Origin of the sequence: Akkermansia sp. AE01SA01, assembly GCF_036417395.1 — a bacterium.
Lineage (GTDB): Bacteria > Verrucomicrobiota > Verrucomicrobiia > Verrucomicrobiales > Akkermansiaceae > Akkermansia.
This window is the reverse complement of the sequence record NZ_CP143890.1, coordinates 1,804,811-1,831,110: the sequence shown is the minus strand read 5'-3', so window position 1 is coordinate 1,831,110 and position 26,300 is coordinate 1,804,811. Positions and strand designations below refer to the sequence as shown.

The window sequence follows — 26,300 nt, the reverse complement described above, 5'->3', positions numbered from 1 at the left end:
CGGACTGCTGATTTTGCTTGATTTGTGCCCTCTTTTTGGCTCAATGCCTGCATGAGTTCCGAGCGCCATTTTTCCAATAAGCCTTATCGTCCGTCGCGCAAGAAAAAGTCTTACTGGAAACCGGTCCTCTGTTTGGTAGCGCTGGCCGGCCTCTGGTTCGGCTATGTCCAGTACTGGCCCGCCATTGAAAGCTGGTTCAAGCCCACGATTCACGAGGTGCACAGCCAGACCCAGGCCATGGGGCATCTTCAGGGCATGCTGGACTCCTGGAACGGCTCGAATGAGGAATTGGCGGCACTGGCCGCATCCGTGGACAAGGAGGTGGAATGGATGAATTCCGCGGAGGCGCGCGACTCCTTTGCATGGCTTCTGGCTATGGAAATGGACCGGCGCGGCATGGTCAAGGAGTCAGAGCCCATGATTGCATCCCTTCTGGAAAAGAAACTCTCCAATTCCGGCTCCCTGCCGGGGACGGACCGGGACCGCCTGCTGAACGTCAGCCTGAACTGGGCGCGTGAATTTGCCGCGCGCAACCATGACGCCGCAGCGGAACGGTTGTATGAAGTGATTTTGAACAATACGCCGGAAGACCATGTTTCCGTTCTGCTGGCCTGCCTGGAACCGCTGGCCCATTATGCCTATGACCAGGCCAAGTTCGAACGTTTTTCCTCCCTGTGCAAGCAGGCCTCCTCCCCCGTGATGAGGAGCATGCTGAAAAAGCCCGAGGACGTAAAAAGCATGGTGAAAATCCTGCTGCTTCAGGATACCCTGCCGGAAAAGGCGACCGGACAACCTGGCCGTACGGACAGCACCATTGCCAGGGAATTGCTTTCCCGATTCCGCCTCACGGCCAGTCCGGACATGGGGCGCATCATCCTGAATGAACTGAACATGCCCCTCAATGCGCGGCGGAAATATTCCCAGGCTGAATTGAAGGGCATGGCAGACCAGTTGGAAGCCGCCCTGATCTGCTTCCGTGCCGCGGAGACGGAAATGGACTGCACTCCGGAGACTATGCTCGCGCTGGCCCGCGTGAGGATGCAAATGGGGAATTTAAAGGAAGCGGCGCGGCTGCTCTCCCGTGCGGAAGGCTCCGCCATGACGCTGGGGGTGGACGCCCCGCGCATTCTCAGCGGTTCCAGCCTGAGCCAGGAAATTGCGGAACTGCGTTCCCAGCTGGACAAGTACGCGCAGGCGGAAGCCTTGGTAAAGCGGGCGTATGAAGATGTGAATATTGCCGCGGCTTTCCTGAGGGCGAAGGATTACGACCAGGCGGTAAAATATTCCGATCAGGCGATGAAAGTGGCACGGGAAAGCACCACCTTCATCCAGGCTCTTCAGCCCGTGATCATGACTCTCCAGGCGGAAATCAGCGCCGGGAGGGAACAATGGGCGGTAGCGGAATTGCAATACGGAAAGCTGGTGGAAACATGGGATGCACTGAGTGATGAAGACAAGGCCACTCTCCAGACCAACCTGGCATCCATCCAGTCGGAGGAACTTTACAAGAAAATCCACCGTGACTGGGCGGAAGTGTGCCGCAAGCAGAATAGAACCACGGAGGCGCGCCGGGTATTGACAAAAATCGGAGAGGCTCCTGCGGAAGAACCGGAACGGCCTGCCGCCCGCCGCCGCAGAAGGTAATTAATGTCCTGATGCCTGCGTACGGGCGAAGATAACAGGACGGGAATAAAAATACGGAACCGTCTTCAAATGTTGCCGGATTCTTTGAAGACGAACGCTGGAGAACTTTCCCTTCCCCCTCCATCTTCTTCCGGCACGGAACCCAGCTATGTCTCCGGAGAAGGAGCGGCGAACCGCACGAAAGGTAAATCAACTGCGCACTTTGGCCTTTTGTCTTGATTGGAGGGAGGTCCGTTTGCCGTGGGCCATTTTTTCCCGGCGGTCCGCTGCGGACTGGCGTCGGGAACGCACGGTATATTTTGCGAAAACTTGGCTAACGGTCAAGTTGCCCTGTTCAAGAAGCTTGAAAATATTGTCTCTCACCCTCATTGCCTCCTGAAGCGCCGCTTCCGCACCTCCGTACTGGGAATCCGAAAAATAACGGGTGAATAAGCGCTTGTTCTTACAAATAGCCAGCCGGTAGCCTTGAAAGGCCGTAGTTTCGTAAGTATAGCGGGTGATGTTTTTACAAGGCATATGCGCGTGAATTATTGGGACCAGAGAATGCGGGCAGTAGTAATAAGCTTCTCTTAGGATATGTCCCAATTCCGGTAAAATCCAGAAAAAACACAATTTGTTAGATTGTGTGCAAAAAATGTGCGATTATATGCTTGTAATAAACTTATTGATGTTTGTCAGCCGTGACAAAAAAATGACCGTTGAAGACACGAACTTTTAGCTTTTCTCCGGCATGAACCTGCCCGGTTTTCCGGATTAACTGTCTGTCTTCATTCTCCACGAGTGCGTATCCCCGGCGCAGCGTCTGTTCGGGATTGTGGGCTTCCAGCCTGGTCTGCAAAAGAGTCAGGGAAGATGAAAACGCCGTCATTCTGGCGGTTGCGGCATGAAGCAGCCGGGACTGCAGGGCTGAGAGCTGCTGGGCCCGCCCCTTGTTGAGATGGCAGGGATGGCTCAACTGGAGCTTGTGTTCCAGTTGATTGATTAAAAGTAAATTATGTTGTATTCGGAATAAAGAGGAAGACAGCAGGGATTCTTCCATCCCGTCCAGACGCTGTGCGTACGGGGCCAGAAGAGAGTCTGCGTCCAGCAATCTGCCGCGCAGATAAACGTCCAGTTTCAGCCGGGCGTGCAGCAGGGAATGGCGTGCTGAAGCATGGAGCGCCTGCTCCATTCTTCCGAGTTTGCGGAGCCATTCCGGGCCATCCGGCGTGGCGAGTTCTGCCGCCGCGGTGGGGGTGGGAGCCCGCAGGTCGGCCACAAAATCCGCAATGGTGAAGTCGGTGTCGTGACCTACCGCGGAAATAACGGGAATGGTACATTCGTGGATGGCGCGCGCCACAGTCTCCTCGTTGAAATTCCACAAATCTTCTATAGAGCCGCCTCCGCGGCCCACGATGAGGACGTCCACGGGGGGCAGTCCGTTGTGCGGCGCATGGGACCATGCCCGGATGGCGGCGGCAATCTCGCGCTCCGCCCCGCTTCCCTGGACGCGGACGGGCAGCAGGTATGCCTTCACCCAGGGGGCGCGGCGTTCCAGCACGTGGCGCATGTCCTGGATGACGGCTCCGGTAGGGGAGGTGACGATGCCGATGGCGCGCGGAAAGCGGGGAATGGCTCTTTTGCATTCCGCGTCAAACAGGCCTTCCCGCTGGAGCTTTTCCTTCAGTTCCAGGAAGCGCGCCTGGAGATCACCCATGCCGGCGGCCCGCACCTCTTTGATAACCAGTTGAAGCTGCCCCCTGTCCGGGTATACGGTGGCGTTCCCCAGTACGTGCACCTTCATGCCCTCCTGGAGCCGCAGGGGACAACGCGCGGCGGCGTTCTTGAAAAAGGCGCAGAATATTTCAGCACCCTGTTCCTTCAGGGTGAAATAAATATGTCCGCTGGTATGGTGCTTGACGTTGCTCAGCTCTCCAACAACCCACTGGGTTCCGACGGAGATGCCGACCACGTCCCTGAGACGGTAAACAAGCTGCTTGACCGTGATGGGCCGGGGGGCGGAAGCCGTTTCCTGCGGAAATTCCATGGTTTACGGTTCAAAGGGAATGTTCAGCGCCTCGTACGCCAGCATCCTGCACTGCTTCAGGTCCAGCTTGCCGGAAGGCAGCACCGGGATATGCTCCACGGGGATGATCTCTTTGGGGCACCACAGGGCGGGCAGCCCCTGGTCGATCAGGCCGTGCCGGATCAAGGTGCGCGCCTGGTGCACGTAATCCGTCACCAGGGTGGTCAGCAGGGCCACGGCTTCTCCCTTCGCCTGGTCCGGAATGGTGACCACAGCAATTCTCCGTTCGTCGTCAGTGGGGTCCAGGTTCCATATATTCATGATGGCTGCTTCCAGCGCTTCATGGGGGACCATTTCCCCGCCGATCTTGGAGAAGCGGGAGACGCGCCCCTCTATTTTAAGAAAGCCGTATTCGTCCGCGGCGCCAATGTCTCCGGTCTTCAGCCAGCCGTCCACGAAGATGTCCCTGTTCACTTCCGGTCCGCCCAGGTAGCCGGGGAAAATGTTCGGCCCCTTCAGCCAGATCATGCCGGAAGTGGTGACGGGCACTACGCGCCCCGTATGCGGACTGGTGATGCGTACGGCAATGCCGGGCAGCAGCGCGCCTACGGTCCCTTTTTTCATGCCCGGAATAAAGTCGCCGGCGGCATTGGACGGAGCAGGGTCCACAAAATTGACGGAACAGACGGGGGATGCTTCCGTCAGGCCGTATCCTTCACACGGAATGGTGCCGAATTTTTCCCGGAAGGCGGCGGCGAGGTCTTCAGGCAGTTTTTCCGCGCCCACGATCAGGTAGCGGACCGTCTTGAAAGTATCCGGTTCGCACCGCTTCATGAAGCCGCGCAGGAAGGTGGGGGTGGTAACCACCAGGCTGATGCCGTACTGCTTGATCAGCGCGCCCAGACGCTTGGCTTCCAGAGGGGAAGGGTAGGTTACCATGTCGTATCCTCCGATCATCGGATACCACAGGCCGATAGTGATGCCGAAGCAGTGGAACACGGGCAGGCTGCCCAGGAACCTGCTCTGCGGGGCCAGAGTGATGCGGGAGGAACACTGGGAAATATTGGCAAGCAGGTTGTGGTGAGTGAGGGGAACCCCCTTGGGCTCTCCGGAAGAGCCGGAAGTAAACATCAGCACGGCTTCATCCCCGCCCACAGGCGTGTCCAGCCCCAGTTTCCTGATCATGAAACCGGCTGTCAGGAACTTGATGGCCAGTCCCCACCGCTTGGCGGAACCTTTGAGAAGGGGAAGTTCGCGCTCCATGAAAATCAGGTCCCGCTGGGGTGGCCACGGAAAGTTCTGGAGCTTGCGCATGAAGGTGTCCGCCGTGATGAACCAGTCCACGCCGGACTGTTTTACGGAACTGGCGAAAGCGCTTTCCGAGGCGGAATAATTGAAATTGACTGGGGTCTTGCCCGCAAACAGGCAGCCCAGATTGGCAATGGCCGCCCCTTTGCCTGGCGGCAGGATGATGCCCACCCTCCGGTTGGAGGTGATTTTCTTCAGTCGCCTGGCGAAGGCTATGGAAATGGCCAGAAGCTGGCCGTATGTCAGGGAAGTGTCGTCAATCCCGTCAATAACCCGGCAATCCGAATGCTGCTTGAGACTGCGGAACAGCAGGGCGGAAAGGGAGCCGTGGAGCTGGGGCAGCGTGGCATACGCCTGGGCGGAGCATTCCAGCCATGCGGTGGTCAGGCGCGCGGCCATTTCAGCGCCCGGCGCCAGCTTGGGAAGGATGTAAATCTGGATGTCCGCCTGGGCGTCCGTATCCGCTTCCGCATCCAATACGGAGCTGGTGTAAAAACCCACATACACCGGGACGGGGGAAATGTGCAGGGCTCCCAGGGTTTTCATGACCCGCGGGGGAATCTGGCAGATGGAACCCTTGATATGCGCCACAGGGCCGGGCAGGAAAACCACCCTGCGCCCCTGGTTGATGCGCTCCATGATCGCCGCGCGCAGGGCGATGGGGTCGCTGGTTTCCGCGCGAAACAGAATGCCGTCCGCCTTGGTGGATTCCAGATGGGCCGCGATAGCCGCGTCCGGAGGGAGGGCTTCCTCCACCAGGTAGGTAATGCGGTCCCTGCCCAGTTCCTTTTCGAACATAAGCAGGGTTTTGTGGGACAGCTTGTTGAAAATCAGCAGGTCGCCGGCGTCGGATAGATGGGAGGTACCGAAAATGGCCATGAGGGAAAAATGAAAAACTTGCTCCATTTATTCTAGCGACCTGATGCCCGGAGGGCAAGAAGGAAAGCCGTCGCCTTTCCCGCTGTCATGAATGCACCGTGATCACTGGGGGATGCAGATGGGAATTACCCTTTCACTTGTTATCGAAAATATACGGAATTTTTGAAAAGCTTTTTCAGGACCTGCAGAAATTTAAAAAAAAGGCGTCTGGCCGCCGTCGATTCTCCATATTTCGGGTCAGAGTGCAGACTGTTTTTCACGGCGGGATAAATTTATTTTTCTGTGTTTTCATGAAAAAAATGATACTGGGAGAAGATGGGGAAAGAAGTCTGAAGCAGTTTCTGCCAATTTGTAGCAATGACAATATCATGCAAATGAAAGACTTGAATCAAAGGCTGCCGTTCCGCGCCTGTTGCATGCGGAATCCATTGGCGGAGGCGCGGAAAAGATGGGAACGGAATGAAAAGGAGAAGGGAATGTGCGGATTTGAAATCCGTTCAGAAAAGGAAACTCAGGAGAAAAATGTCTTTTGATAATTGCATAAGTATTTCATTTAAAGAATATTTTGTAATAAATGAAGTGCATGAAATTATTGAAAATAATTGTTATATTATTGAATTTGGTGAGAGGCGCTTGGAAGAAGAAAAATGATTTAAAGCATTGTAAATGGAACTTCCAGATTGACACCGGATTTCAAATTCGATAAACCGCTAATGATATAGAGAGCCTCCTCTGTTTTCCTGAAAAAATAGATTATAATTAAATATATTCATAACCAACATTTTATCTATGAAGCTTCACTTGCCCTTGCAACTGCTGTCCGCCCTGCTTGCCTGCTGTGCCCTCGTTTCCGCCCCCGCCTATGCCCTTGATCTGGGAGCCAATGAAACCATTACGGAGAATACGGACTGGACGGAAAATACAAATGTAACCGCCAACGTCACCCTGACCATTAACCCGGACGTTACAGTTACCCAGGAGACGGGTTCCCTGGTCATAGGAGCGCATACGCTGACGATTGACGGCGGAGGCACGCTCAGCATTCTCAGCACCGCTACGGAACACACGCTGGCGGCAGACGGGCGCCTGAATATCCAGGGCGGCTCCACGCTGGACCTGACGGCTCCGGATGCATGCCTTTCCGTGGCGCAGGATGCCAACTGGACCCGGTTCATCATCTCCGTAGCGGATAACAGCGTGTTGAAAACACGCAGCATGGATGCAGGGAATTACGTATTCGGAGCCAGAATGACCAATAAGGAAAATTTACTCCTGTCCGGCGGCGGCACCATTGAGGTGACAGCCACCGCGGCGGAGACGATATCCAACATCGGCTTTACCGTGAATGAAGGCGGAGGCAGCTACCTGGTGACCAATGCCGGAACGACGGTAAAAATGCGTCTGAAAGATGACAAGACGACTCAGGTTGTTCTGAATGACGTGCTGGCCCTGGGCGGTGCAGGCAATATCGAAGGCGGGGACAAGGATGACATGTTCACCGGGAACGGAGGATTGAAGAAAGTGGGGGACGGAACGCTGACGCTGGGATTCGCCAATTCCTTTGGCGGCGGTGTGGAACTGAATGGAGGTACGCTGATTGTGGGTCATGCCGGCGGCATGGGCACGAACAAGGTTCTTTCCGTGACGGGCAATGCGGCCATCGGAGGCATATCCGCCGCGTATCAGGGGCTTTCCCTGTCTTCCGGCGTCACCCTTGACGTGTCCGCGGTGGACGCCGGCGCGGGGCTGACTTTAAGCGGGGGCTCCCTGTCCCTGGGCGGGCAGAACACGATGACCGGCAACCTGAATCTGGGAACCGGCCTGTTCATTGATGCCAGCCATATGACGAAAAACGGGGACGCCCTGCTGGCTCTGAACGGTTCCTTGACGGTGAACGGCAGCTTGCTGCTGGAGAATGCAGACGGCGCTTCATGGAGCGCCGGAACATACAGCCTGATTAGCGCTACGGATGGAATTACCGGGGATCTGGCCAACACCGTCCTGCTTGGGTCCCAGTATATAGGGAATTGGGATACGGCGGACAATGTCCTGAAATTCGTGGTGACGGAACTGACCTCCATAAGCTGGACGGGCGGAGGGGACGCTACCTGGACGGTGGGGGGAAGCGGGACCAATTCTCCGTGGAGCGCCGGAAGCACTTTTGAAAACGGCATGGGAGTATCCTTTGGGGATATTGCCGGCAATCCTCCCCAGATGGTCAACATCACCGGGCAGGTAAATCCCGGCCTGATTCTGGTCAATGCGGAATCCACCGATTACACGTGGACGGGAGCAGGCTCCCTTACGGGAAGCTCCAAGCTCCAGAAGACCGGAAACGGAACACTGACAATCGCCACGGACAACTCCGGCTTTTCCGGGGAAATCCTGCTGGGCGGCGGCCTGGTGGAAATGCAGAACGCCGCAGCGCTGGGCACGGGAAATATTATTTTCAACGGCGGCGCCCTCAAATACGGCACGGGCATCACGGCGGACATCTCCGGCCAGATCAAGACGGATGCCCTGGCAAGCAACGCCATTCTGGTGGACACCAACGGGAATGCCGTGACGTGGGCCTCCCTGGCTGGGTGGACCGGAACGCTCACCCGTTCGGGAGAAGGCAGCCTGACGCTGGGCGCAGGTACTTATGGAGGGAAGCTGACGAATGAAGGGACAGGCTCCCTGACCATCGGAGCAGGGAATTCCTCCCTGACCGGCGGCATTGGGGGCACCGTAAGCAAGACGGGAGACGGGACGCTGACCATCAACAGGAATGCCTTTACCAATTCCAACGGCTCCACGCTCATCGTGGAAAGCGGGACTCTTTCTCTGAAACAGGATGAAGCGGCCTGGACCGGAAGCATGAATATTGTCCTGAAAGACAATGTGGCAATGACTGTCCCCTATGGTGTCGGTGTGAACGGAACAGGGACGCTGACCATGGGTAAGGGGACTTCGCTCACTTTGTCAAATGGGGGCGGTACTTCCGGGGTGTTCAACATGAACATCATTCTGGATGCGGCGGGAGGGCAGGCTTCCCTGAGTGCGAGCACTTTCGGGAATAATACGTCCGTCGGGAGCACGATCAGCGGTACCGGCGATTTGAAAATTACGCATATCAACAGCAATCAATGGAAATTTACCGGAGGCTGGGTGAAAAACTCCTACGACGGCAATACGGAAATTATTGCTACGGACAAGAATATTAATCTGACCTACGACGTAGGAAATGCCTCGGTTACCAGTGGACAGACTGTAACCCCCTGGGGGAAGGGGAATGTTACGATTGGAGGAGGAGCGGGTACGATTGCGGTGACATTCTCCGGATTGAATTCTAATGCTGCTATGGGAGGAGTTGCTCTGGATGGCGATATCACACTGAAAGGGGTGAACGCCGCCACTAGATTGAATATTTTTACCGGAGCCTCCGGGAACATAGTTCTCAACGGCAAGGTTTCCGTGGAGACGTCCGGTTCCGGAACAGCGATGATTTCAAGCGGAGACATGCTTCGAATGGAAGGCGGCCTGGGCGGGACGGGAACGCTGGCGGTGAATACCAGAAATAATGTCGGGGCCCTGACGCTGGGCGGGGATGTCTCCGGATTTTCCGGAACTCTGAATCTCACCGGCTCCAACCTGTACCTGGATGCGGATACGGCTTTGGCAGGAACGCTGAACGCCTCTTCCGCCAAGGTGACGGCCCTGCGTTCCCAGAATGTGACGGGAACTTTGAATGCCGCCTCCCTGGCCGTTGACGGAACCGCCCTGAGTGCGGATGGCGCTGTCCTGACGGTTGCCAATCTGGCGCTGGGCGCGGATGCCGGAGTGAGTCTGAACATTGACGGCAATGTAGCCGAAGGGACATACACGCTGGTGGGTTGGGACACCCTGACGTCCGGGAACTTTGTGGATGCAAACTCCATGACCCTGACCGGAACCCTGGCGGGCCTGTATCAGGGCACGTTCACCGTGGATACGGCCGGCAAGACGGTATCCGTCAGCGTGAGTATGGCGGATGGAGTGATTGTGTGGGACGGCAATCCGATCGGCGCAGTGGACAACACCAAGACGTACCTGTTTGACGGAACCCATACGGGCGCCGTTTCCTTGACGGGAAGCATGGACGCCAAGGCCATCTACTTCAACAATGGAGCGGGGCAGGATCTGGCGTTGACCAACAACGAAGGGGAACTGGCCGGCAACGGTACCATCACCAAGCTGGGAGAAGGAAAGGTAAGCTTCAACAGCTCCAACGAAAATTACGCCGGGGCGGTCAACATTCAGGAAGGAACAGTGGCCGTGACGGCGAACAAGGCGCTGGGTACGGGCACCGTAACGGTGGCGGGTGAGGGAACGCTGGAAATCGGCGTGGGCGGCAATATCACGGACATTCTGGGAGAAACGATGCCCGTGGTCAACGGCGGAACGCTGGCCTTCACTTCCGGGGTGGAAGTCACGCTGAACAAAATTCTTGACAGCGGCACGGGCGCCAATCTGGAAGTAACAGGCGAGGGGACAACCCTGAACCTTCTCAATGACAATCCTCAAAGGAACATCGTCTCCACTTATGTGGGGACAGGCTCCATTCTGTCCATCACGGCGACGAACACTATGAACACCCTGCTGTCCGGCAGCCTGACCGTCAACGGCGGCAGCCTGAACACGGACGGCGACAGCTTCGGCTACACCGGGGCGACACTCGGTTCCCTGACGCTGCAGAACGGCGCCGTGTGGACGCTCACGGGCACCAAGCACAATACGCTCAATACCCTGAACTTGACGATGGACGCCAGTTCCGTGCTGGTCAACACCAGCGGCAATGGCTTCTATGTCCTCAACGGCAGCCACCGGATCAACACGCTGTCCAGCGCTTCCGGCATGTCCGTGTTCACTTCGAACGGGGAGTTTAACAACAATAAAATGACGATCTCGGGGGCTACGGCCTTTAACATTGCCCGGGGCAACTTCGCACTGGATGACACCAGCACGGCGGACTTGAAAATAGACGTGATCGTCCAGGGCGGCAGCAACATCACCAAGACGGGTGACGGCGTTCTTCAACTGACGCGCGCCAACACATACTCGGGGCAGACCCTGCTCAAGGAAGGAACGCTTCTTCTGACGGGCGCCGCCACGCTGGGCAATGGAGCCGGCGCCGTGACGCTAGGCGGCAACGGGGACGCTTTCCTGACTTTTGCTGTGGACGGAGACCGAACGGTGGGCAATGCCATTGGCGGCACGGGCACCTTTACCCAGAAGGGGTCCGGAATCGTTACGCTGGGCGGAGCCAATACCTACACAGGCATCACCAGTGTGGAAGCCGGAACGCTGAAGGCGGGAAGCACCACGGCTTTCGGGACGAGCTCCGTATCCCTCTCTTCCGGGGCCACACTTGACATCGGAGACTATGCGCTCGGCAATGCCGTGGCCGTAAAGGCCGGTGCTTCCGGCGCACTTTCCACGGCATCCATCATCAGCAATGGAGGCACGCTGGGCAGCCTGACGCTGGGCAGCTATTCCCGGCTGAACGTCGATGGCAGCATGGCCCTGGCCTCCGGGGCGGCGCTTACTTTTGACATGACGGGTTTGACGGCGGGAGACAATGCGCTGGTGACGCTCACCGGCGGCCTGACGGTCAGCGGAACGCACAACCTGACCCTCTCCAACTACGAAACGCTTACCGATTCCGGGAACTACTCCCTGCTGACGGTGGGAACCGGGACGCTCATGGTAGGCTCCTTCAATGTCGGAGAACTCATTAACGAGGCCCATCCGGAACTCACCTACATGCTGGGGCTCTCCGCGGACGGAAAGACGCTTCAGCTTAAAATAGAGTCCTCCGCGGACATGCTCACATGGAATGGAACGGCGGATGCCGGAACATGGAGCGCCGGCGACGTTTCCAACTGGACCTATGCGGGAAGCAGTACTAAGCCGACAAGCACGGACGGCCAGCCTCTGCTCTTTGACAACACGGCGGCCAACAAGGACGTGACGATCACGGGGAACGTGGCGCCGTCTTCCGTCGTGGTCAGCAACAGCGGTAATAACACCTACACCTTTGAAGGAGACGGCCACATTACTGGGGATACGACCATTCTTACCAAGAGGGGGGACGGAACGCTGATCATCCGCAACACCAACAGTTATGGAGGTTCCACGTCCCTGGAAGGGGGCATTGTGGACATCAACGGGGACGGAGCGCTGGGAACGGGCTCCATCATCTTCGGGGGCGGTACGTTGCAGGCCTCCGGGAACGTGACGCTCACGCAAATCATGGTGCAGAAAAACGCCTCAGACGCCGTGAAACTGGCTGCCACGGGCGCCGATACAGTGCTGACGGTAAGCACTGGCGGCCAGGACAGCTTCCTGGGGCTTAACTGGAATGTTTCCGGGAACGGCAGCGTCGCGCTGGGCGGCATTGCAGATACGAAGGTCCTTTCCGGCACCATCGCGGTGGCGGCCGGTTCCAAGCTCAACCTTTCCGGCGGAACGGAAATAGCTCTTTCCGGCATCCTCAAGAATATCTCCGGAACCTTGGAGAAAACGGATGGCGGCTCCCTGCTCATCAAGACGATCAACGGGAATGACGCGCTCAACGGAACGTTGCGCAACAGCGGGGCAGACATCGTCTTCTCCGGTTACGGAGCGGCTACGTCCAACCGGACTGTCACGGTCAATGGAATGCTGGATGCCTCCGTGGTTAATGCAACCTACGGCGTAACGCTGAACCTGAAACATTCCCAGAACATAGGCACGCTGCAAGTCGGCGGCGGAACCTTTGACGGCAACACGCAGGCCTCCGCAGTCATCGTCGGAACGGGGGTCACCCTCACAAGCAACAGCGTAACGCTGGGAGGAGACGTGGCCGGTGAACTCAACATCGCAGGAGGAACGGCGCAGCTGGGTGCTCTCGCTTTCAGCGGAACGGTCAGCTCCGGCATTACGCTGAACGGCAACGGTACGCTTACCATGGGCGGCAACATCACCGGAACCTCCGGTACGCTCACGCTGGGAGAAGGCACGCTCAACTCCAGTGCGGCCTGGTCCGCGGAAAGCGGAGTTATGCTCAACGCGGCGCAGGGCAAAACCGCCACGGTAGACACCACGGGAGGGAACATCACCCTCAACGGCGCACTTAGCGGAACGGGCAGCCTCGCTAAAACAGGGACGGGCCAGCTCAGCCTTGGCTCAGCCAGTGCGGACTACGCGGGAACCGTAACGCTCTCTTCCGGCACGCTGGCCTTCCTGGCAGGGGCCGACGGTTACAAGGGCGCCCTCAACATCACCGGGGGCGAACTGCAGGGCGGCCAATACTACAGCGGCGCCAGCAAAAATGTCACCGTCAATGCGGCGGCCGGAGTCAGTTCCATCTCCCTGGGCGGTTTGAACGGCTCCTCGCTCAAATCCATAGGTATTACGGATGCCGGTACGGTCATCAGCGGCATCAACGGGGCGGCCAGCCTGGACAGCGCCAATCTGGTCGTCGGCACGGACAATGTCGCCAAGACGCAGAACTTGGCAGGCAGCGATTCCATCATTCAGTTCAATGAGAACGGAGCTACGCTGGACATCGCCAGCCTGACGCTCTCCCTTTCTGCGGACGTGGTCAACGCCATGCAGGGCTGGGGAGCCGGAGAACGCACCGCATGGCTCAACCTGACCAACGGATCTCTGAGTTACGGCACGGCCACCTTCAACCCGCTTCTGGAAGGCCTGGGCTTCACCGTCACGGGTATCAACGGCGGCTCCATCGGTATCACGGGCGACGCCACGCAGATCTATGCGGTGGGCAGTGAAGACAAGGAAATCACCAGCAACGCGGAACTTGATCCCTACCGGGCGGTTATTGTGGACGGCAATCTGGCCCTCAACCTCCCTGGTGTGGATGACGAGGCGGAAGGACTGACCATCAACAACCTTTCCGGAGCGGCTTCCGGAGTGATCACCATTACTGCAACCGATGACAAGACGGCCTCCGTCATCCTGAACAACGAACTGCTGGGAAATGATCCCAATACGTCCGGGCCCGACACGAAATACGCCGGAACCATTAACGGCGGCACGGCCAATATCACCAAGACGGGTGCGGGTTCCCTGGAACTTTCCGGCAGCCTGAACACGGACGGCGCGCTGGACATGCGGGAAGGCAGCCTGACGCTTTCCGGCACGGCGGACCTGGGTTCTATCGTACTTGACTCTAGGGAGGCGGACAGTCTCTCCACCCTGAACGTCACCGGCACGGCAACTGCCGGAACGCTCACGGATGAAGGCAACGGAGGAACGCTCAACATTGGCGGGGACGGCAAGCTCACGCTTGATACGGCAGGTTCCGAACTCTCCAACAGCACTGTGACGGGTTCCGGTACGCTCCAGGTGGCGGACAACGCCTCCCTGCTATTCAACGGCACATCCAAGCTTGACGGCGTACAGGTGGAGCTCTCCACGAACGGAATGCTGGAACTTGGCAACGCAGCTAACAGCCTCTCCGGTCTTACGGGGAATGGAAGTCTAAACAACGGTTCCGCCCTGGAAATCACCGCCTCCGGCAAGTCCGTCTTTGAAGGCTCGCTGACCGGGGAAGGCAGCATCACCATGAACGGAACGGGTACGCAGACTCTCAAGGGCAGCGGCTCCGCCGGGCAGTCCCTCAACGTTACGAAGGGAACCCTGGAGCTGATGGGCGCTGAAGGGGGCAACGGTTCCGTCACCTACAAGACGCTCACGGCAGGTACCGGCGGCCATGTGCGCCTCACGGCGGTGGGTGACGGCGTGGACGCTGTCAACACCACGCTGACGGTCGGCAACGGCCTCAATCTGGCGGGGGCCAATCTGGACCTGGTCATCAACACCAACAGGGATGACCTCTTCGCCAACCCGGTCATTACGGTTCTGGCAGGGGATGTCAACCTGAACGGCACTACTGTTTCCCTGGACAGTCTGGGCGACTACGACGATCCGGCGGATCCAACGGCCAACCTCAACTTCACGCTGGTGGACGCGCAGGGTGCTGGCGGTACGGTAACGGCTGACGGCGCTTCGGTGACGTCCTCCGGATACTTTGACTTCTATTACCAGGAACTCGGCATCCGTGCGGAAGGCGGGAAAATCATCGTCAGCGGCATGGTCAAGACGGACAACGCCTTCATGGACGCGGCGGATACGGCCAACTCCGCAGCGGGAGCCAACCTTCTGTGGAACAACCGCGGCAACGCGCCCAAGGGTACGGTGTTGGGTGACCTGCGTGAAGCAGTACGCAACGACATCCAGTCCGGCAACGCGGGACAGGCCGCTCGTTCCATGGCGGCGTCGGCGGGTTCTACGGTCAACGCCCTGGGTACGGCCCAGCGCGACGCGCTGAGAGAACAAATGGGATGGATACGCAACCGCACCAACCAAATGGGCGTCAACCCCGCCTACATCAACGAAGACCTCCCCTACTTCCACATGTGGATGGAAGGCACGGGCTCCTACGCCCAGCTGGACACCAGGGGTGATGAAAGCGGCTACAAGCTCACCACCTGGGGGGGCACCTTCGGGGTGGACGTGGACCTCAGCGACTCCTTCACGATGGGGGCGGCCTTCACGGCCAACTACGGGGACCTGACGGCCAGCGCGGCGGACACGGCCGACGGCCACCTGGACAGCTACTACGCCAACCTCTTCGGCCGCTACCAAAGCAAGAGATGGGCCCACACGCTCATCCTGACGGGCGGGTGGAACGATGCCAAACTCAACCGGACGGTGGACTACGGAGCGGGCAGCTACAGGACGCAAGGCAACACCAACGGCTGGGGCCTGGGAGCGATGTATGAACTCACCTACGACATCTACCTCAACGAAAACAGGAGCAGCATCCTGCAGCCCCTCTTCAACGCCTCGGTGGTCACCACGCGCATGGACGGCTACCGTGAAACGGGTGCGGGCAATGCGGGCCTGAGCGTGGACAAGCAGGAATGGACGACGGGGACACTTGCCTTGGGGGGCCGGTGGATGGGTCTTGTAGGCAGCAACATCTTCGGGAGGGAAGCACTGGCGGAACTGCGTATCAACGCGGCCCAGGACCTGGGAGACGACCGGGGAGAAACGTCGGTGGGCTTCCTTGCCAACCCCGGCTACACGCAGCAAGTGCGTGGAGCCAAGGTAGGTCGGACGGCGTTGCAGATAGGAGCGGGCCTGAGCGTGCCGGTGGGGACGCAGGGAACGGTCTTTGTCAACGGCAACGCGGACATCCGCAACGGAGCCAGCTCGGTAAACGGAAGCATCGGCTACCGCTACGACTTCTAAAAAAAGTCAAGACAGATCAGGGGAAATGGTGGAAACACCGTTTCTGCTGCAAAAACAACAAGGCCGCCCGGGGTGAACCGGGGCGGCCTTGTTGTTGGTGGTAGGGAGATGGACAGAATGGACACAATGGAAAAGGGGAAACGCTGCCTGTCCATTTTGTCTATTTTCCTATTCCCCCCATAAAATATTTCCCCCGGAATTTCCCCCTCACAATAAACATTTTGGAATAAAAACCACTATATTTTGATATAAAAAATATTCACATTAATTTGAACAGCGGATTAAAAATCCTGCTACAAGATTAAACGTTGATTCCCTAGGTGTTGCGCATCTTCAAAAGGGCTTTTTTCCGGCCTGATCTGGTCCGCGAAAGGAATGCCGCATGGTGTTATCTTTATTAATATAAACAGACAAGAGGGCTGGTTCTGGTATATTGGCAACTTTGCCGCTCAACAGCGGATTTTTAATCCGTTAGTAATCATAAAAAGCCTCCCGTGCTGGTTCGGGAGGAATTTTCACCCTCATTTTCTCTAAGAAAAACTATGAAGTTGCATCTTCCCACTGGTTTGCTGTCCGCCCTGCTTGCATGCATGGCTGTCGTCCCCTCCCCGTATGCGCGCGCTGCTGAATATACGTGGCTGGGGCAGAATTCCGATATTCATGGAGCCAACAATTGGGATCCTTCCGTAACGGATTGGTCGGCCGTCTGGTCGGGCACGGCTGCCAATACCATTATTCTTGACCAGGGCAGCCTGACGGGCACCAGCAAGGAGCTTCAGGCTTCCTTTAATACGCTTTCCATTGGTGGGATTACCGTGACCGGAGGTTCGGACGGATTCGGCGTAGTCAAGGGAGGGGGATATAACCGCGCCATCAATTTGCGTGACGGGGGGGCAGGATATACGCTGTTTGACATTGGCGGCGATTTTACCCTGGGCAGTTCCGGCGCGCCCTGGGCAAACGGCATTATCTTCAATGCCGATGCCCTGTTCAAGATAGCAACCGGCAAAACCATGAACATGTTTGGCCCTCTGGGCGTGGCTGGGGAGGGAACCCGGACCGTAACCGTGGGGGCGGAAGGCCATTCCGGCACCCTTATCCTGAATACGGCCGCCCAGGCCGGGATGAACGCGGACTGGGTTGTTACTGGCGGGGCTACGCTGCAGTTGAACGATGCTGCGGCTCTGGGTTCCGGCGCCGTCAACCTGAATGGAAGCCATTTGACGGCTCAGCAGGATACCACTCTCGCCAACGCCCTGACCATAGGCGGTTCGTCGGGCATGACGGTGAATGCCGCCACGCAGTTTTCCAATGTGATCCTTTCCAATGCTTCTTCCCTGAACATGAACGGAGGAACGCTCTCCATTGCGGAATCCGGTTCCCTGTCTCTGGGAACTTCCGCTACCGTGACGGGCAACCTGACGCTGGGGAATGGCTCCTTTTTGAATTTCTCCGTGTTGCCTTCCTCCGGAGCGTACCTGCTGAATGTCACCGGAACGCTGACCGTAAACAGCGAACTTCTTCTGGGAGAAGCAACGATTAACGGCATGACCTGGGCGGCAGGTTCCTATGGCATGATCAATGCGGGTACCATTGCCGGAGTTCCTTCCAACTCCTTCGTTCTGGGGGATAATTTGATGGGATCCTGGAATGCGGAAAACGGAAAGCTTACACTGGTGGTGGCGCAGGCGACTCTGCTTGAGTGGAAGGGCGGCGACGGCGTCTGGTCCGCCGCCGCTCCCGCCGTCTCCCCGTGGAAAAATGACGGCGTGTACGGCAATGATGCCGGTGTCATCATGGGGGATATTGACGGTAATGCCCTGCAAACAGTGACCATTGACGGCGTTGTTTCCCCCACCATCATGATGGTGCAGGCGAACGACACGGATTACGTATGGAATGCAGCTGAAGGCGGCGGCTCCCTGGAAGGTGTTGGGAATCTGGAAAAAACCGGAAATGCCACGCTGACCATTAATACGGACAACACCGACTATTCCGGCAAGATCATCCTGGGAGGCGGCACAATTGAAATGGGCAGCGCTTCCGCTTTGGGCACCGGGGACCTGATGTTCGACGGCGGTACCCTCCGGTACGGTGCCGGTATAACGGCTGACGTCTCCGGCCGGATTTCCGCCGCAAGCAAGGAAAACATCAAGGTGGATACCAATGGAAATAACGTGACGTGGGCTTCCGTGGACAGGTACAAGGGATTTGCCATGGAAAAGTCCGGGGACGGAACATTGAACCTGGGCGCTGCCGTTTATACGAATGCGCTGACAGTGAACGGCGGCACTGTTTCCATTGCCTCCGGGGAAGTTCAAACGAGGTTTTCAGCGGGAATCTCCGTAAGCGCGGGGAGTTCCCTGTCCATTACCGGATCTATCGACGGCATTGCTTCGGGAAACAGCGCCAGTATCGTTATTAACGGTATGAGCGGTGCGGGCAGGATTGAACTGGATAACCAGGCGGCCAAATCCCGTTTTTACATTTCCGGAGATAATTCCTCCTTTACCGGGGAACTGGTGGCGACGGGATTGAACAACAATCCGGGCAACACGAATGACGCCCGCGACATTCAGTTTGCGACCGCCGCCAGCATGGGGAGGGGTACGATCACCTTGAATGGACGCGGCTTCTGGCTGGATAGCCCCAACACGGCGGATACCGCCGCCATGGCAACGATCAATGTGCTGGAGAAGGGAACCTACCTGAACGGGGGAAGCGGCAATTCCTATTATTTTGGAGGCGCGTTTACCGGAAGCGGCGAGGTAACGACCGCCATGGGCGGAGCCAGTGCGTTTTGCTACCTTTTGGGGGATATGACCGGCTTTACGGGAAGCTTTAACCACAGCAGTACTAACAGCGTCTATACCTGGGTATTTGGCAATGGAACTGCGGCTACTCTGGATAATGGCAAACTTTTCGGGGACGGGGTAATTTTGAAAGGCTCCAGCGGTACGGCAAAGTATAAATTTTCCTACGCGGACGACCTCGTTTTGATGAACGCCGCCGTAGGCGCTGAAGGCGCCCTGAACGCCGCATTGGAACAGGCCGGAACCGGAACGCTGGTGCTGACGCAGGATAATACCGCCACGGGAACACTCACCATCACCAGTGGCAAGGTCCAGCTTGGAAACGGAGAGGCTGCTGGTTCCTGGACGGGGCAGATTACCGGGGCGGGGGAATTGCTGGTAAACAGATCCGCGGGCTCCCCTGTAATCAACCTGAATGCCTCCAATAACTATGAGGGCGGCACCGTTTTGAACGGCGGCAGCGTAAAAGCGCTGGGCGCGGGATCCCTGGGTACGGGGGCCGTTACTGTCAACGGCGGATCCATTCTGGACATGAACGGCCAGGCCGTGGCCAACAGCGTCACCATCACGAAGGGCGGCCTGCTGAACTCGGGGGCCTATGTTACGGCCGGCGGCGTGAACGTGAATGCGGAAGCCGATTCCGGAGACATTAACCTGGGCGGCCTGGTCGGGGACAAGGTGGGTACCATCAATACAACCACGGCGGGAACCGCCGTCACCGGTCTGACCGGGAACCTGACCCTGGCGGGTGGCAACTCCCTGCACGTGGGGGTAAACAACACTTCCTACGCGGCCGGGGACGACCAGAAGAGCCTGCTTCAGTTCAATGACACGGCTACCGGTACCGTCTCGTTCGGCGGGGACGCGTCCGACCTGACGCTGCATCTGGACATTGATACGGACATCCTCATTGCCATGCGCGATCTGGAATCCGTCGGTATCCTGCTCACCAACGGAACGATTGGCGGCTTGCCGTCGGATAATCTGGTTGAATGGCTTAACCAGCACCTGACCTTTAACGCCACGCTGGAAAGCCTCGGCTTCGGCATTCAGGGCGTGGAGGGCGGAAGCATCCTGATCTCCGGAAGAACGGACCAGATCTACATCGCATCGGAAGACGGGAATACGGTTACCAGCATTCCGGCCCTGAACTCCTATTCCCAGGTCATCGTGAATACGGACTTGGCGCTGAATGTGGATGTGCCCGCCGCCAACACGGATAAGACCGTCATCCGCCATCTTTCCTCCGGCACCTCCACCACGGGCAATCTGACTATCAACGCCACGGGGGACGGCTCCCTGAATGTGGAACTTGCCAACGACCTGGACAATTCCGTGTTCAACGGCAATCTCACGGTTAACGGCGAGCGTGTGGACCTGGTCAAGACGGGTGACAAAACGCTGACTATCAACGGAAACATCGCCACGGCCAATTCCGTGGTCGCGCAAGAGGGAACGCTGGCGCTGAACGGCTCCGCCAACAGCATCGGCACGCTCAACCTTGCCTCCTCTGCAGATGGGGCGGCCAAGGTAGTCATCCGTGGCACCACGACGGCTTCCCTGGCGGATGACGCGGCAGGCGGCAGCCTGGAAATCGCCTCCGGCGGCACCCTGAAAACTACCGGGGATTCCTCGCTGAACCTGGCCACTTCCATTTCAGGAGCGGGAACGCTGAACATTCAGGAAGGCTCCAGCCTGACCTTGTCCGGTGAGGCCGGGCTGTCCGGAACGTCCGTCACGCTGAATGGAACTCTGAGCCTGGACGGCACGGGGGACAAGTCCATTCTGCGGCTGTCCGGTTCCGGCGCTCTGGCCTTGAACGGGAACACCCTGTCCATCACCTCCACCACGGCTGGAAGCGCCTCCTTCTCCGGCACTTTGCAGGGAGAGGGCACTCTGGACATCTCCGGAAAGGTCACTCAGGAAATGCGGACCGGGAGCACCGCGTACGACTTGAACGTGCATGACGGCGGCACGCTCGTCCTGAAGGGGACGGAGGCTTCCGCCGGACTTGACTACAGGAATGTGGCGGTGGGCTCTTCCGGCATCCTGCGCGTGGAAGCCACCGGCTCAGGCAGCGGAAACGCCAATACGGCCCTGAATCTGAACAGCATTGACTTCCAGAGCGGTTCCACCACGGAATTCGTGTATAACCTGAACCAGGCGGATCCCTTTGGCTCCGCCATGATCACGGCGGATTCCATCACCATCGGAGATGGAGCCCAGTTCGTGCTTGCCAACATGACGGGCAACACCGGCCTGGGCACGTATGATAACCTGGAAAACGTGGTGCTGATGACGGCGGACCTGATCAATGGACTGGATGAAGGTGCTTCCCTTTCCATCGGGACCACCGGGCTTTTTGCCGTGTACTACAAGGATGCCGTCATGTCCAGGGACGGGAATAACATCGTGTTGAACGCCACCGTTCAGCAGGAAAACATCTTCACTCCCGCCGCTGACTCCTACAATGCGGCAGCCGGTTCCAATCTCCTGTGGGAAGCCAGAAACAATCTGGACGCAACTTCCCAACTGGGCCAGCTCATGAATGCTGTGAGCAATATGATTACGGGGGAAGCTCCGAATCTGTCCGGTGCATCCAGAGCTCTGGCTGCCGTGGCGGGTTCTACGGTCAACGCCCTGGGCACGGCCCAGCGCGACGCGCTGAGAGAACAAATGGGATGGATACGCAACCGCACCAACCAGATGGGCGTCAACCCCGCCTACATCAACGAAGACCTCCCCTACTTCCACATGTGGATGGAAGGCACGGGCTCCTACGCCCAGCTGGACACCAGGGGTGATGAAAGCGGCTACAAGCTCACCACCTGGGGGGGCACCTTCGGGGTGGACGCGGACCTCAGCGACTCCTTCACGATGGGGGCGGCCTTCACGGCCAACTACGGGGACCTGACGGCCAGCGCGGCGGACACGGCCGACGGCCACCTGGACAGCTACTACGCCAACCTCTTCGGCCGCTACCAAAGCAAGCGCTGGGCCCACACGCTCATCCTGACGGGCGGGTGGAACGATGCCAAACTCAACCGGACGGTGGACTACGGAGCGGGCAGCTACAGGACGCAAGGCAACACCAACGGCTGGGGAATGGGAGCGATGTATGAACTCACCTACGACATCTACCTCAACGAAAACAGGAGCAGGCATCCTGCAGCCCCTCTTCAACGCCTCGGTGGTCACCACGCGCATGGACGGCTACCGTGAAACGGGAGCGGGCAACGCGGGCCTGAGCGTGGACAAGCAGGAATGGACGACGGGGACACTTGCCTTGGGGGGCCGGTGGATGGGTCTTGTAGGCAGCAACATCTTCGGGAGGGAAGCGCTGGCGGAACTGCGTATCAACGCGGCGCAGGACCTGGGAGACGACCGGGGAGAAACGTCGGTGGGCTTCCTTGCCAACCCCGGCTACACGCAGCAAGTGCGTGGAGCCAAGGTAGGTCGGACGGCGTTGCAGATAGGAGCGGGCCTGAGCGTGCCGGTGGGGACGCAGGGGACGGTCTTTGTCAACGGCAACGCGGACATCCGCAACGGAGCCAGCTCGGTAAACGGAAGCATCGGCTACCGCTACGACTTCTAAAAAAAGTCAGGACAGATCAGGGGAAATGGTGGAAACACCGTTTCTGCTGCAAAAACAACAAGGCCGCCCGGGGTGAACCGGGGCGGCCTTGTTGTTGAGTGGCTAAATGACTTTAATGGAGCTGGCGTACTTGATGGACAGGTAGAGTTTTTTCTTCATCATTCTGTCCATCAGGTCCATTCCAGCACCGCTTCCGCCCGCAGTTCATCCCCCTGCATGATATGGTGGCAGGTAAGATTCTCCTGGCGGAACAATAGGGACTTCATCTGTTCCCCGGCATGGCTTTCCTTCCTGAAGTGCAGGTGAATGCCAGTCAGGGCGCGTTCCGCCTGCCAGGCTTCCGGCAGGGATTCCAGCGCCCAAACCAGATAGGCGGCATTGTTGATATGACGGTTGAAATCCATATCCCGGCGTTCCGCCGTCCATTCCCGGATTTCCGGCTGAAGGTTCTTCATGTCCAGCCGGACAGCGGAGACTATTTCGTCACAGGGCGCTTCCGGGAATTGGGTAATGTATTTGTTCAGGGGAACGGGACGCCTGCGGCGGATGTCGATGACGGCCCAGAGGCAACTTGCCTCAATGATGCCGTTTCCCTCCGCATCCCGGACTTCCAGATTGCGGCGCGCCTGGAGGGGAGAGGCCTGGGCCGTGCAAGTGCGCAGCTCCACGGTCTCCTTCCAGGCCGGTCGGCGCCTGATAGCCATGTCCAGGCGAACTTCCACCCAGGCCAGCCCGCGGGACATGACGAAATCATAGCCGAACCCCAGGGTGGAGGCGTGTGCCTCCGCTATTTCCTGAAGCCAGTGCAGAACCGTCTCCGGCTTCATGAGGCCGTCCGGTCCGCTTTCATAACTGCGGACGGAGGCTTGCGTGGAAAAGGTCCCTGCGGCTTCAAGATGTTTCATAACCGTACATGCTACCCGGACCTTCCCGCGGGAGCCAGTCAAAAACGGGTAATAAAGCCGTAAAAACAGCGGGAGAATGCACGGCCGGAGTTGGGCCATTCCGCCCGTTTCCGGCGTTAAAGAATGCTCCGGAAATAGGCAATGGTTTTTTCCAGCCCCTGTTCCAGAGGAATGACCGGCTGCCAGCCGAGCTTTTCATGCGCCAGCCGTATGTCCGGCTTGCGCTGGACGGGGTCGTCCTGGGGAAGGGGGCGGAACACCGTTTTGGAAGAAGCCCCGATTATTTCAATGACTTTTTCCGCCAGCTCCAGGATGGTGAACTCTCCCGGATTGCCGAGGTTGACGGGACCGTGGAAATCTTCTGCCGCCATCATTCGGACCATGCCTTCCACCAGATCGTTCACATACTGGAAACTCCGGGTCTGCCTGCCCGTGCCATAGATGGTAAGATCTTCCCCCTTCAGCGCCTGGACGATGAAATTGGAAACCACGCGGCCGTCATTCAGGGCCATTCGCGGCCCGTATGTATTGAAAATGCGGATCACCCGCACGTCCACGCCCATCGTGCGGTGGTAATCCATGAACAGGGTTTCCGCGCACCTTTTGCCTTCGTCATAACAGGAGCGCGGGCCTGCGGGATTGACGTTGCCCCAGTAGGTTTCCGGCTGGGGATGCACGGCGGGATCGCCGTATACCTCGCTGGTGGAGGCCTGGAGAATTCTGGCATGGCACCGTTTGGCAAGAGCCAGCACGTTGAGGGCGCCGAGTACGGAAGTCTTGAGCGTATGAATGGGATCGTGCTGGTAGTGAGGGGGGGAGGCGGGGCAGGCAAGATTGTAGATTTCATCCACTTCCACGGAAAAAGGCTCTGTAATGTCGTGTGCCAGCGCCCGGAATCCGGGACGGTCCAGCAGGTGCAGGAGATTCTTTTTGGAACCCGTAAAATAATTGTCGATGCTGGTGACCTCGTGACCGTCGTCCAGCAGGCGTTCACAGAGATGGGAGCCAATGAATCCGGCTCCCCCGGTGACTAAAATCCTTTTGCTCATGATAGCGTTTGCATGCGTTTTTGCATCCCGGCGCATTCTCCGGCTCCTGACAGTTCCGTTTGGAACGGTAAAACCGCTTCCTGCCGTGCGCCGCCGCTTAATGTCACATATCCGTCACGGCATGGCAAGCTTCATCAAGGAATACCGCGGCCGCCACGGCATTCTCTTTGTCCCGCAAATTCAGGATTTGGGAAGGGTCAGGAGAAAGCTGGCGCCCCCCAGCGTACCGAACTCCAGTTTCAGGTCCCCCCCCAGGGAGCGGGCAATGTCCCGTGCCAGGGAAAGTCCTAGGCCTACGCCGGGTTTCCGGCTGTTAGTGGCTTCCTTTGTGCGCCGGAACGGCTTGAATACCAGCTTGCGGTGCTTGGGGGAAATGCCGGGACCGTTGTCCCGGAAGCGGATGACGATATTATGGCGGTCCGCCTGGACGGTCAGCTGGACTTTGGCGTTTTCCCCCTTGGCGTATTTGATGGCGTTGGAAGTCAGGTTGTCCATGATCTGCTCCACAGCCACGGCGTCCGTATGGACGGGCAGGATGCGGATGGGCTGGGCCAGGGCAAAGGAAAAGCTGATGCCCGTTTCCCGCAGGCGCCGCTCTATCTTCTCCGCAATGGGTTCAAAAAGTTCCTGGCAGGTGAGCGTGTCCTTCGTGCGCCGGATGGCGTTCCTCTGAAGTTTGGAATAAGCCAGCACATTGTCTATCAGGTGTTCCAGTCTACGGCATTCCCGCTGCATGTTGGCGTAATATTCCGGTTTTTTTTGTTCCGGTACCATGCCGTCCTCCAGCATCTCCGTGTACAGGGAGAAAGAGGTGAGCGGTGTTCTGAGTTCATGAGTGACGGCGGAAACGAAATCCCCGCGCCTCTGCTCCAGGCGGAACGTACCCAGCATCAGCCAGATAACGCCGGCCGCCCCCAGCAGCACCATGCTCCAGATCAGAGTAAGGGTCCACGTCAGCATCTGTTTGTGATCCTGAACAGGCAGCTCTGCCGCGTCTCCCGGCAGGAAAACGAGGGGAGCGTTGGCAAAGAAAAGCGTGCCTTCCCGTCCGGCCTCTTCCGCTGGCGGGGCGGCGGGATCGAAAGTCGCCAGACGGCTTTGAGGGAGCGCCTTGGCCACCTGTTCCGGGAGACGCCTGTTCAGGCTCTCCATATTCATCAGGGCTCCCTGCAGGTAAACGCCGCGGTTGGTATGCACCTGCCGGAGAATGTACAGATTGCCCCCGTCTTCCACCGGAACCAGGGAGGAAACGGTCTCCACCTGGGCAGGAAGCCCGTCCCGCGGCGGTTCCGGCTCCGGAACCTCATGAAGAATTTCATTCCTGATATCCGCCCACAGATTGCCGCTGGCCGGCAGGGAGATGAGGGCGGAAACCTTCTCATTCAAACGCTGGTAAAGGTTCTTCTCCCCGTTCAGCCGTTCGGAAAGCTCCTTATTCAGAGCAGGTCCGGAGACCTGCCCGGAGGGGGATATCTGAAGGTAGGCCGTGACGTAATCCGGCAGGTAGGAGGCCAGGTTGGAGGAACGGGCGGGTTCGCTGGGTGCCGGGGCGTCCATGCGCTGGTCGTAGGGGCGCCTGTAGGCGTAAAAAGGCAGATATTCGTAATAGCCGCGCGCCTGTTCAAAAGTGATGAAGGCGGTGAGCAGGCGGTCCATCTCCAGCTTGGCCTCATGAGCCAGGGACTCTACCTTGATTCGGTGTTCGGAATGGCCCGTTTCCTCCGCCTGAATCAGGAGAACGTGGGTGAGCCAGCCCAGAGTGCCGACGACCAGCAGCAGGCTGACGGTGAGCAGGATGATGCGGATGCGCCTGTTCAC

General features: G+C 58.2%; 10 protein-coding genes. 5 read left to right on the top strand and 5 right to left on the bottom strand.

The features are described from left to right. The first annotated feature begins 51 nt into the window (after positions 1-51). Positions 52-1,644 (top strand): hypothetical protein, encoded by a 1,593-nt coding sequence (locus tag V3C19_RS07345; RefSeq protein WP_295877425.1) that lies wholly within the window; start codon positions 52-54, stop codon positions 1,642-1,644. A 661-nt stretch (positions 1,645-2,305) separates the two neighbouring features. On the opposite strand, the gene xseA is transcribed toward V3C19_RS07345, so the two are convergent. Both xseA and V3C19_RS07335 read right to left on the bottom strand, forming a co-directional pair. Further along, the gene (xseA, locus tag V3C19_RS07340; protein WP_130084659.1) at positions 2,306-3,670 is read right to left on the bottom strand and encodes an exodeoxyribonuclease VII large subunit; all 1,365 of its coding nucleotides are present in this window, start codon (positions 3,668-3,670) and stop codon (positions 2,306-2,308) included. A gap of 3 nt (positions 3,671-3,673) precedes the next feature. Continuing rightward, positions 3,674-5,836 (bottom strand): AMP-binding protein, encoded by a 2,163-nt coding sequence (locus V3C19_RS07335; protein ID WP_295877428.1) that lies wholly within the window; start codon positions 5,834-5,836, stop codon positions 3,674-3,676. 459 nt (positions 5,837-6,295) lie between these two features. Between V3C19_RS07335 and V3C19_RS07330 the strand changes: the two genes are divergently transcribed. From V3C19_RS07330 to V3C19_RS07315, 4 genes are all read left to right on the top strand, one after another. Beyond that, on the top strand, positions 6,296-6,487 hold the full coding sequence (locus V3C19_RS07330; RefSeq protein ID WP_330937057.1) for a hypothetical protein: 192 nt from the start codon (positions 6,296-6,298) through the stop codon (positions 6,485-6,487). A gap of 138 nt (positions 6,488-6,625) precedes the next feature. Beyond that, complete coding sequence (locus V3C19_RS07325; protein WP_330937056.1) at positions 6,626-16,120, top strand: autotransporter-associated beta strand repeat-containing protein; 9,495 nt, start codon at positions 6,626-6,628, stop codon at positions 16,118-16,120. Positions 16,121-16,662: 542 nt separating this feature from the next. After that, complete coding sequence (locus V3C19_RS07320; RefSeq protein WP_330937055.1) at positions 16,663-22,155, top strand: autotransporter-associated beta strand repeat-containing protein; 5,493 nt, start codon at positions 16,663-16,665, stop codon at positions 22,153-22,155. After that, on the top strand, positions 22,124-22,528 hold the full coding sequence (locus V3C19_RS07315; RefSeq protein WP_330937054.1) for an autotransporter outer membrane beta-barrel domain-containing protein: 405 nt from the start codon (positions 22,124-22,126) through the stop codon (positions 22,526-22,528). Before V3C19_RS07320 ends, V3C19_RS07315 begins: the two co-directional genes overlap by 32 nt. Before the next feature lie 170 nt (positions 22,529-22,698). On the opposite strand, the gene V3C19_RS07310 is transcribed toward V3C19_RS07315, so the two are convergent. From V3C19_RS07310 to V3C19_RS07300, 3 genes are all read right to left on the bottom strand, one after another. Then, positions 22,699-23,433 carry an acyl-ACP thioesterase domain-containing protein gene (locus V3C19_RS07310; RefSeq protein WP_330937053.1) on the bottom strand — a complete coding sequence of 245 codons (735 nt, stop codon included), beginning with the start codon at positions 23,431-23,433 and terminating at the stop codon, positions 22,699-22,701. A gap of 116 nt (positions 23,434-23,549) precedes the next feature. Then, a complete protein-coding gene (locus V3C19_RS07305; RefSeq protein ID WP_130084652.1) occupies positions 23,550-24,482 on the bottom strand; it encodes a UDP-glucuronic acid decarboxylase family protein in 933 nt (310 codons plus the stop codon). A 180-nt stretch (positions 24,483-24,662) separates the two neighbouring features. Continuing rightward, a complete protein-coding gene (locus V3C19_RS07300) occupies positions 24,663-26,300 on the bottom strand; it encodes a HAMP domain-containing sensor histidine kinase (RefSeq protein ID WP_130084651.1) in 1,638 nt (545 codons plus the stop codon).

What these genes read in the sequence shown, in the direction of transcription:
- V3C19_RS07345 (WP_295877425.1), top strand. Translation starts at nt 52, where the DNA reads ATGAGTTCCGAGCGCCATTTTTCCAATAAGCCTTATCGTCCGTCGCGC.
- xseA (WP_130084659.1), bottom strand. Translation starts at nt 3,670, where the DNA reads ATGGAATTTCCGCAGGAAACGGCTTCCGCCCCCCGGCCCATCACGGTC.
- V3C19_RS07335 (WP_295877428.1), bottom strand. Translation starts at nt 5,836, where the DNA reads ATGGCCATTTTCGGTACCTCCCATCTATCCGACGCCGGCGACCTGCTG.
- V3C19_RS07330 (WP_330937057.1), top strand. Translation starts at nt 6,296, where the DNA reads ATGAAAAGGAGAAGGGAATGTGCGGATTTGAAATCCGTTCAGAAAAGG.
- V3C19_RS07325 (WP_330937056.1), top strand. Translation starts at nt 6,626, where the DNA reads ATGAAGCTTCACTTGCCCTTGCAACTGCTGTCCGCCCTGCTTGCCTGC.
- V3C19_RS07320 (WP_330937055.1), top strand. Translation starts at nt 16,663, where the DNA reads ATGAAGTTGCATCTTCCCACTGGTTTGCTGTCCGCCCTGCTTGCATGC.
- V3C19_RS07310 (WP_330937053.1), bottom strand. Translation starts at nt 23,433, where the DNA reads ATGAAACATCTTGAAGCCGCAGGGACCTTTTCCACGCAAGCCTCCGTC.
- V3C19_RS07305 (WP_130084652.1), bottom strand. Translation starts at nt 24,482, where the DNA reads ATGAGCAAAAGGATTTTAGTCACCGGGGGAGCCGGATTCATTGGCTCC.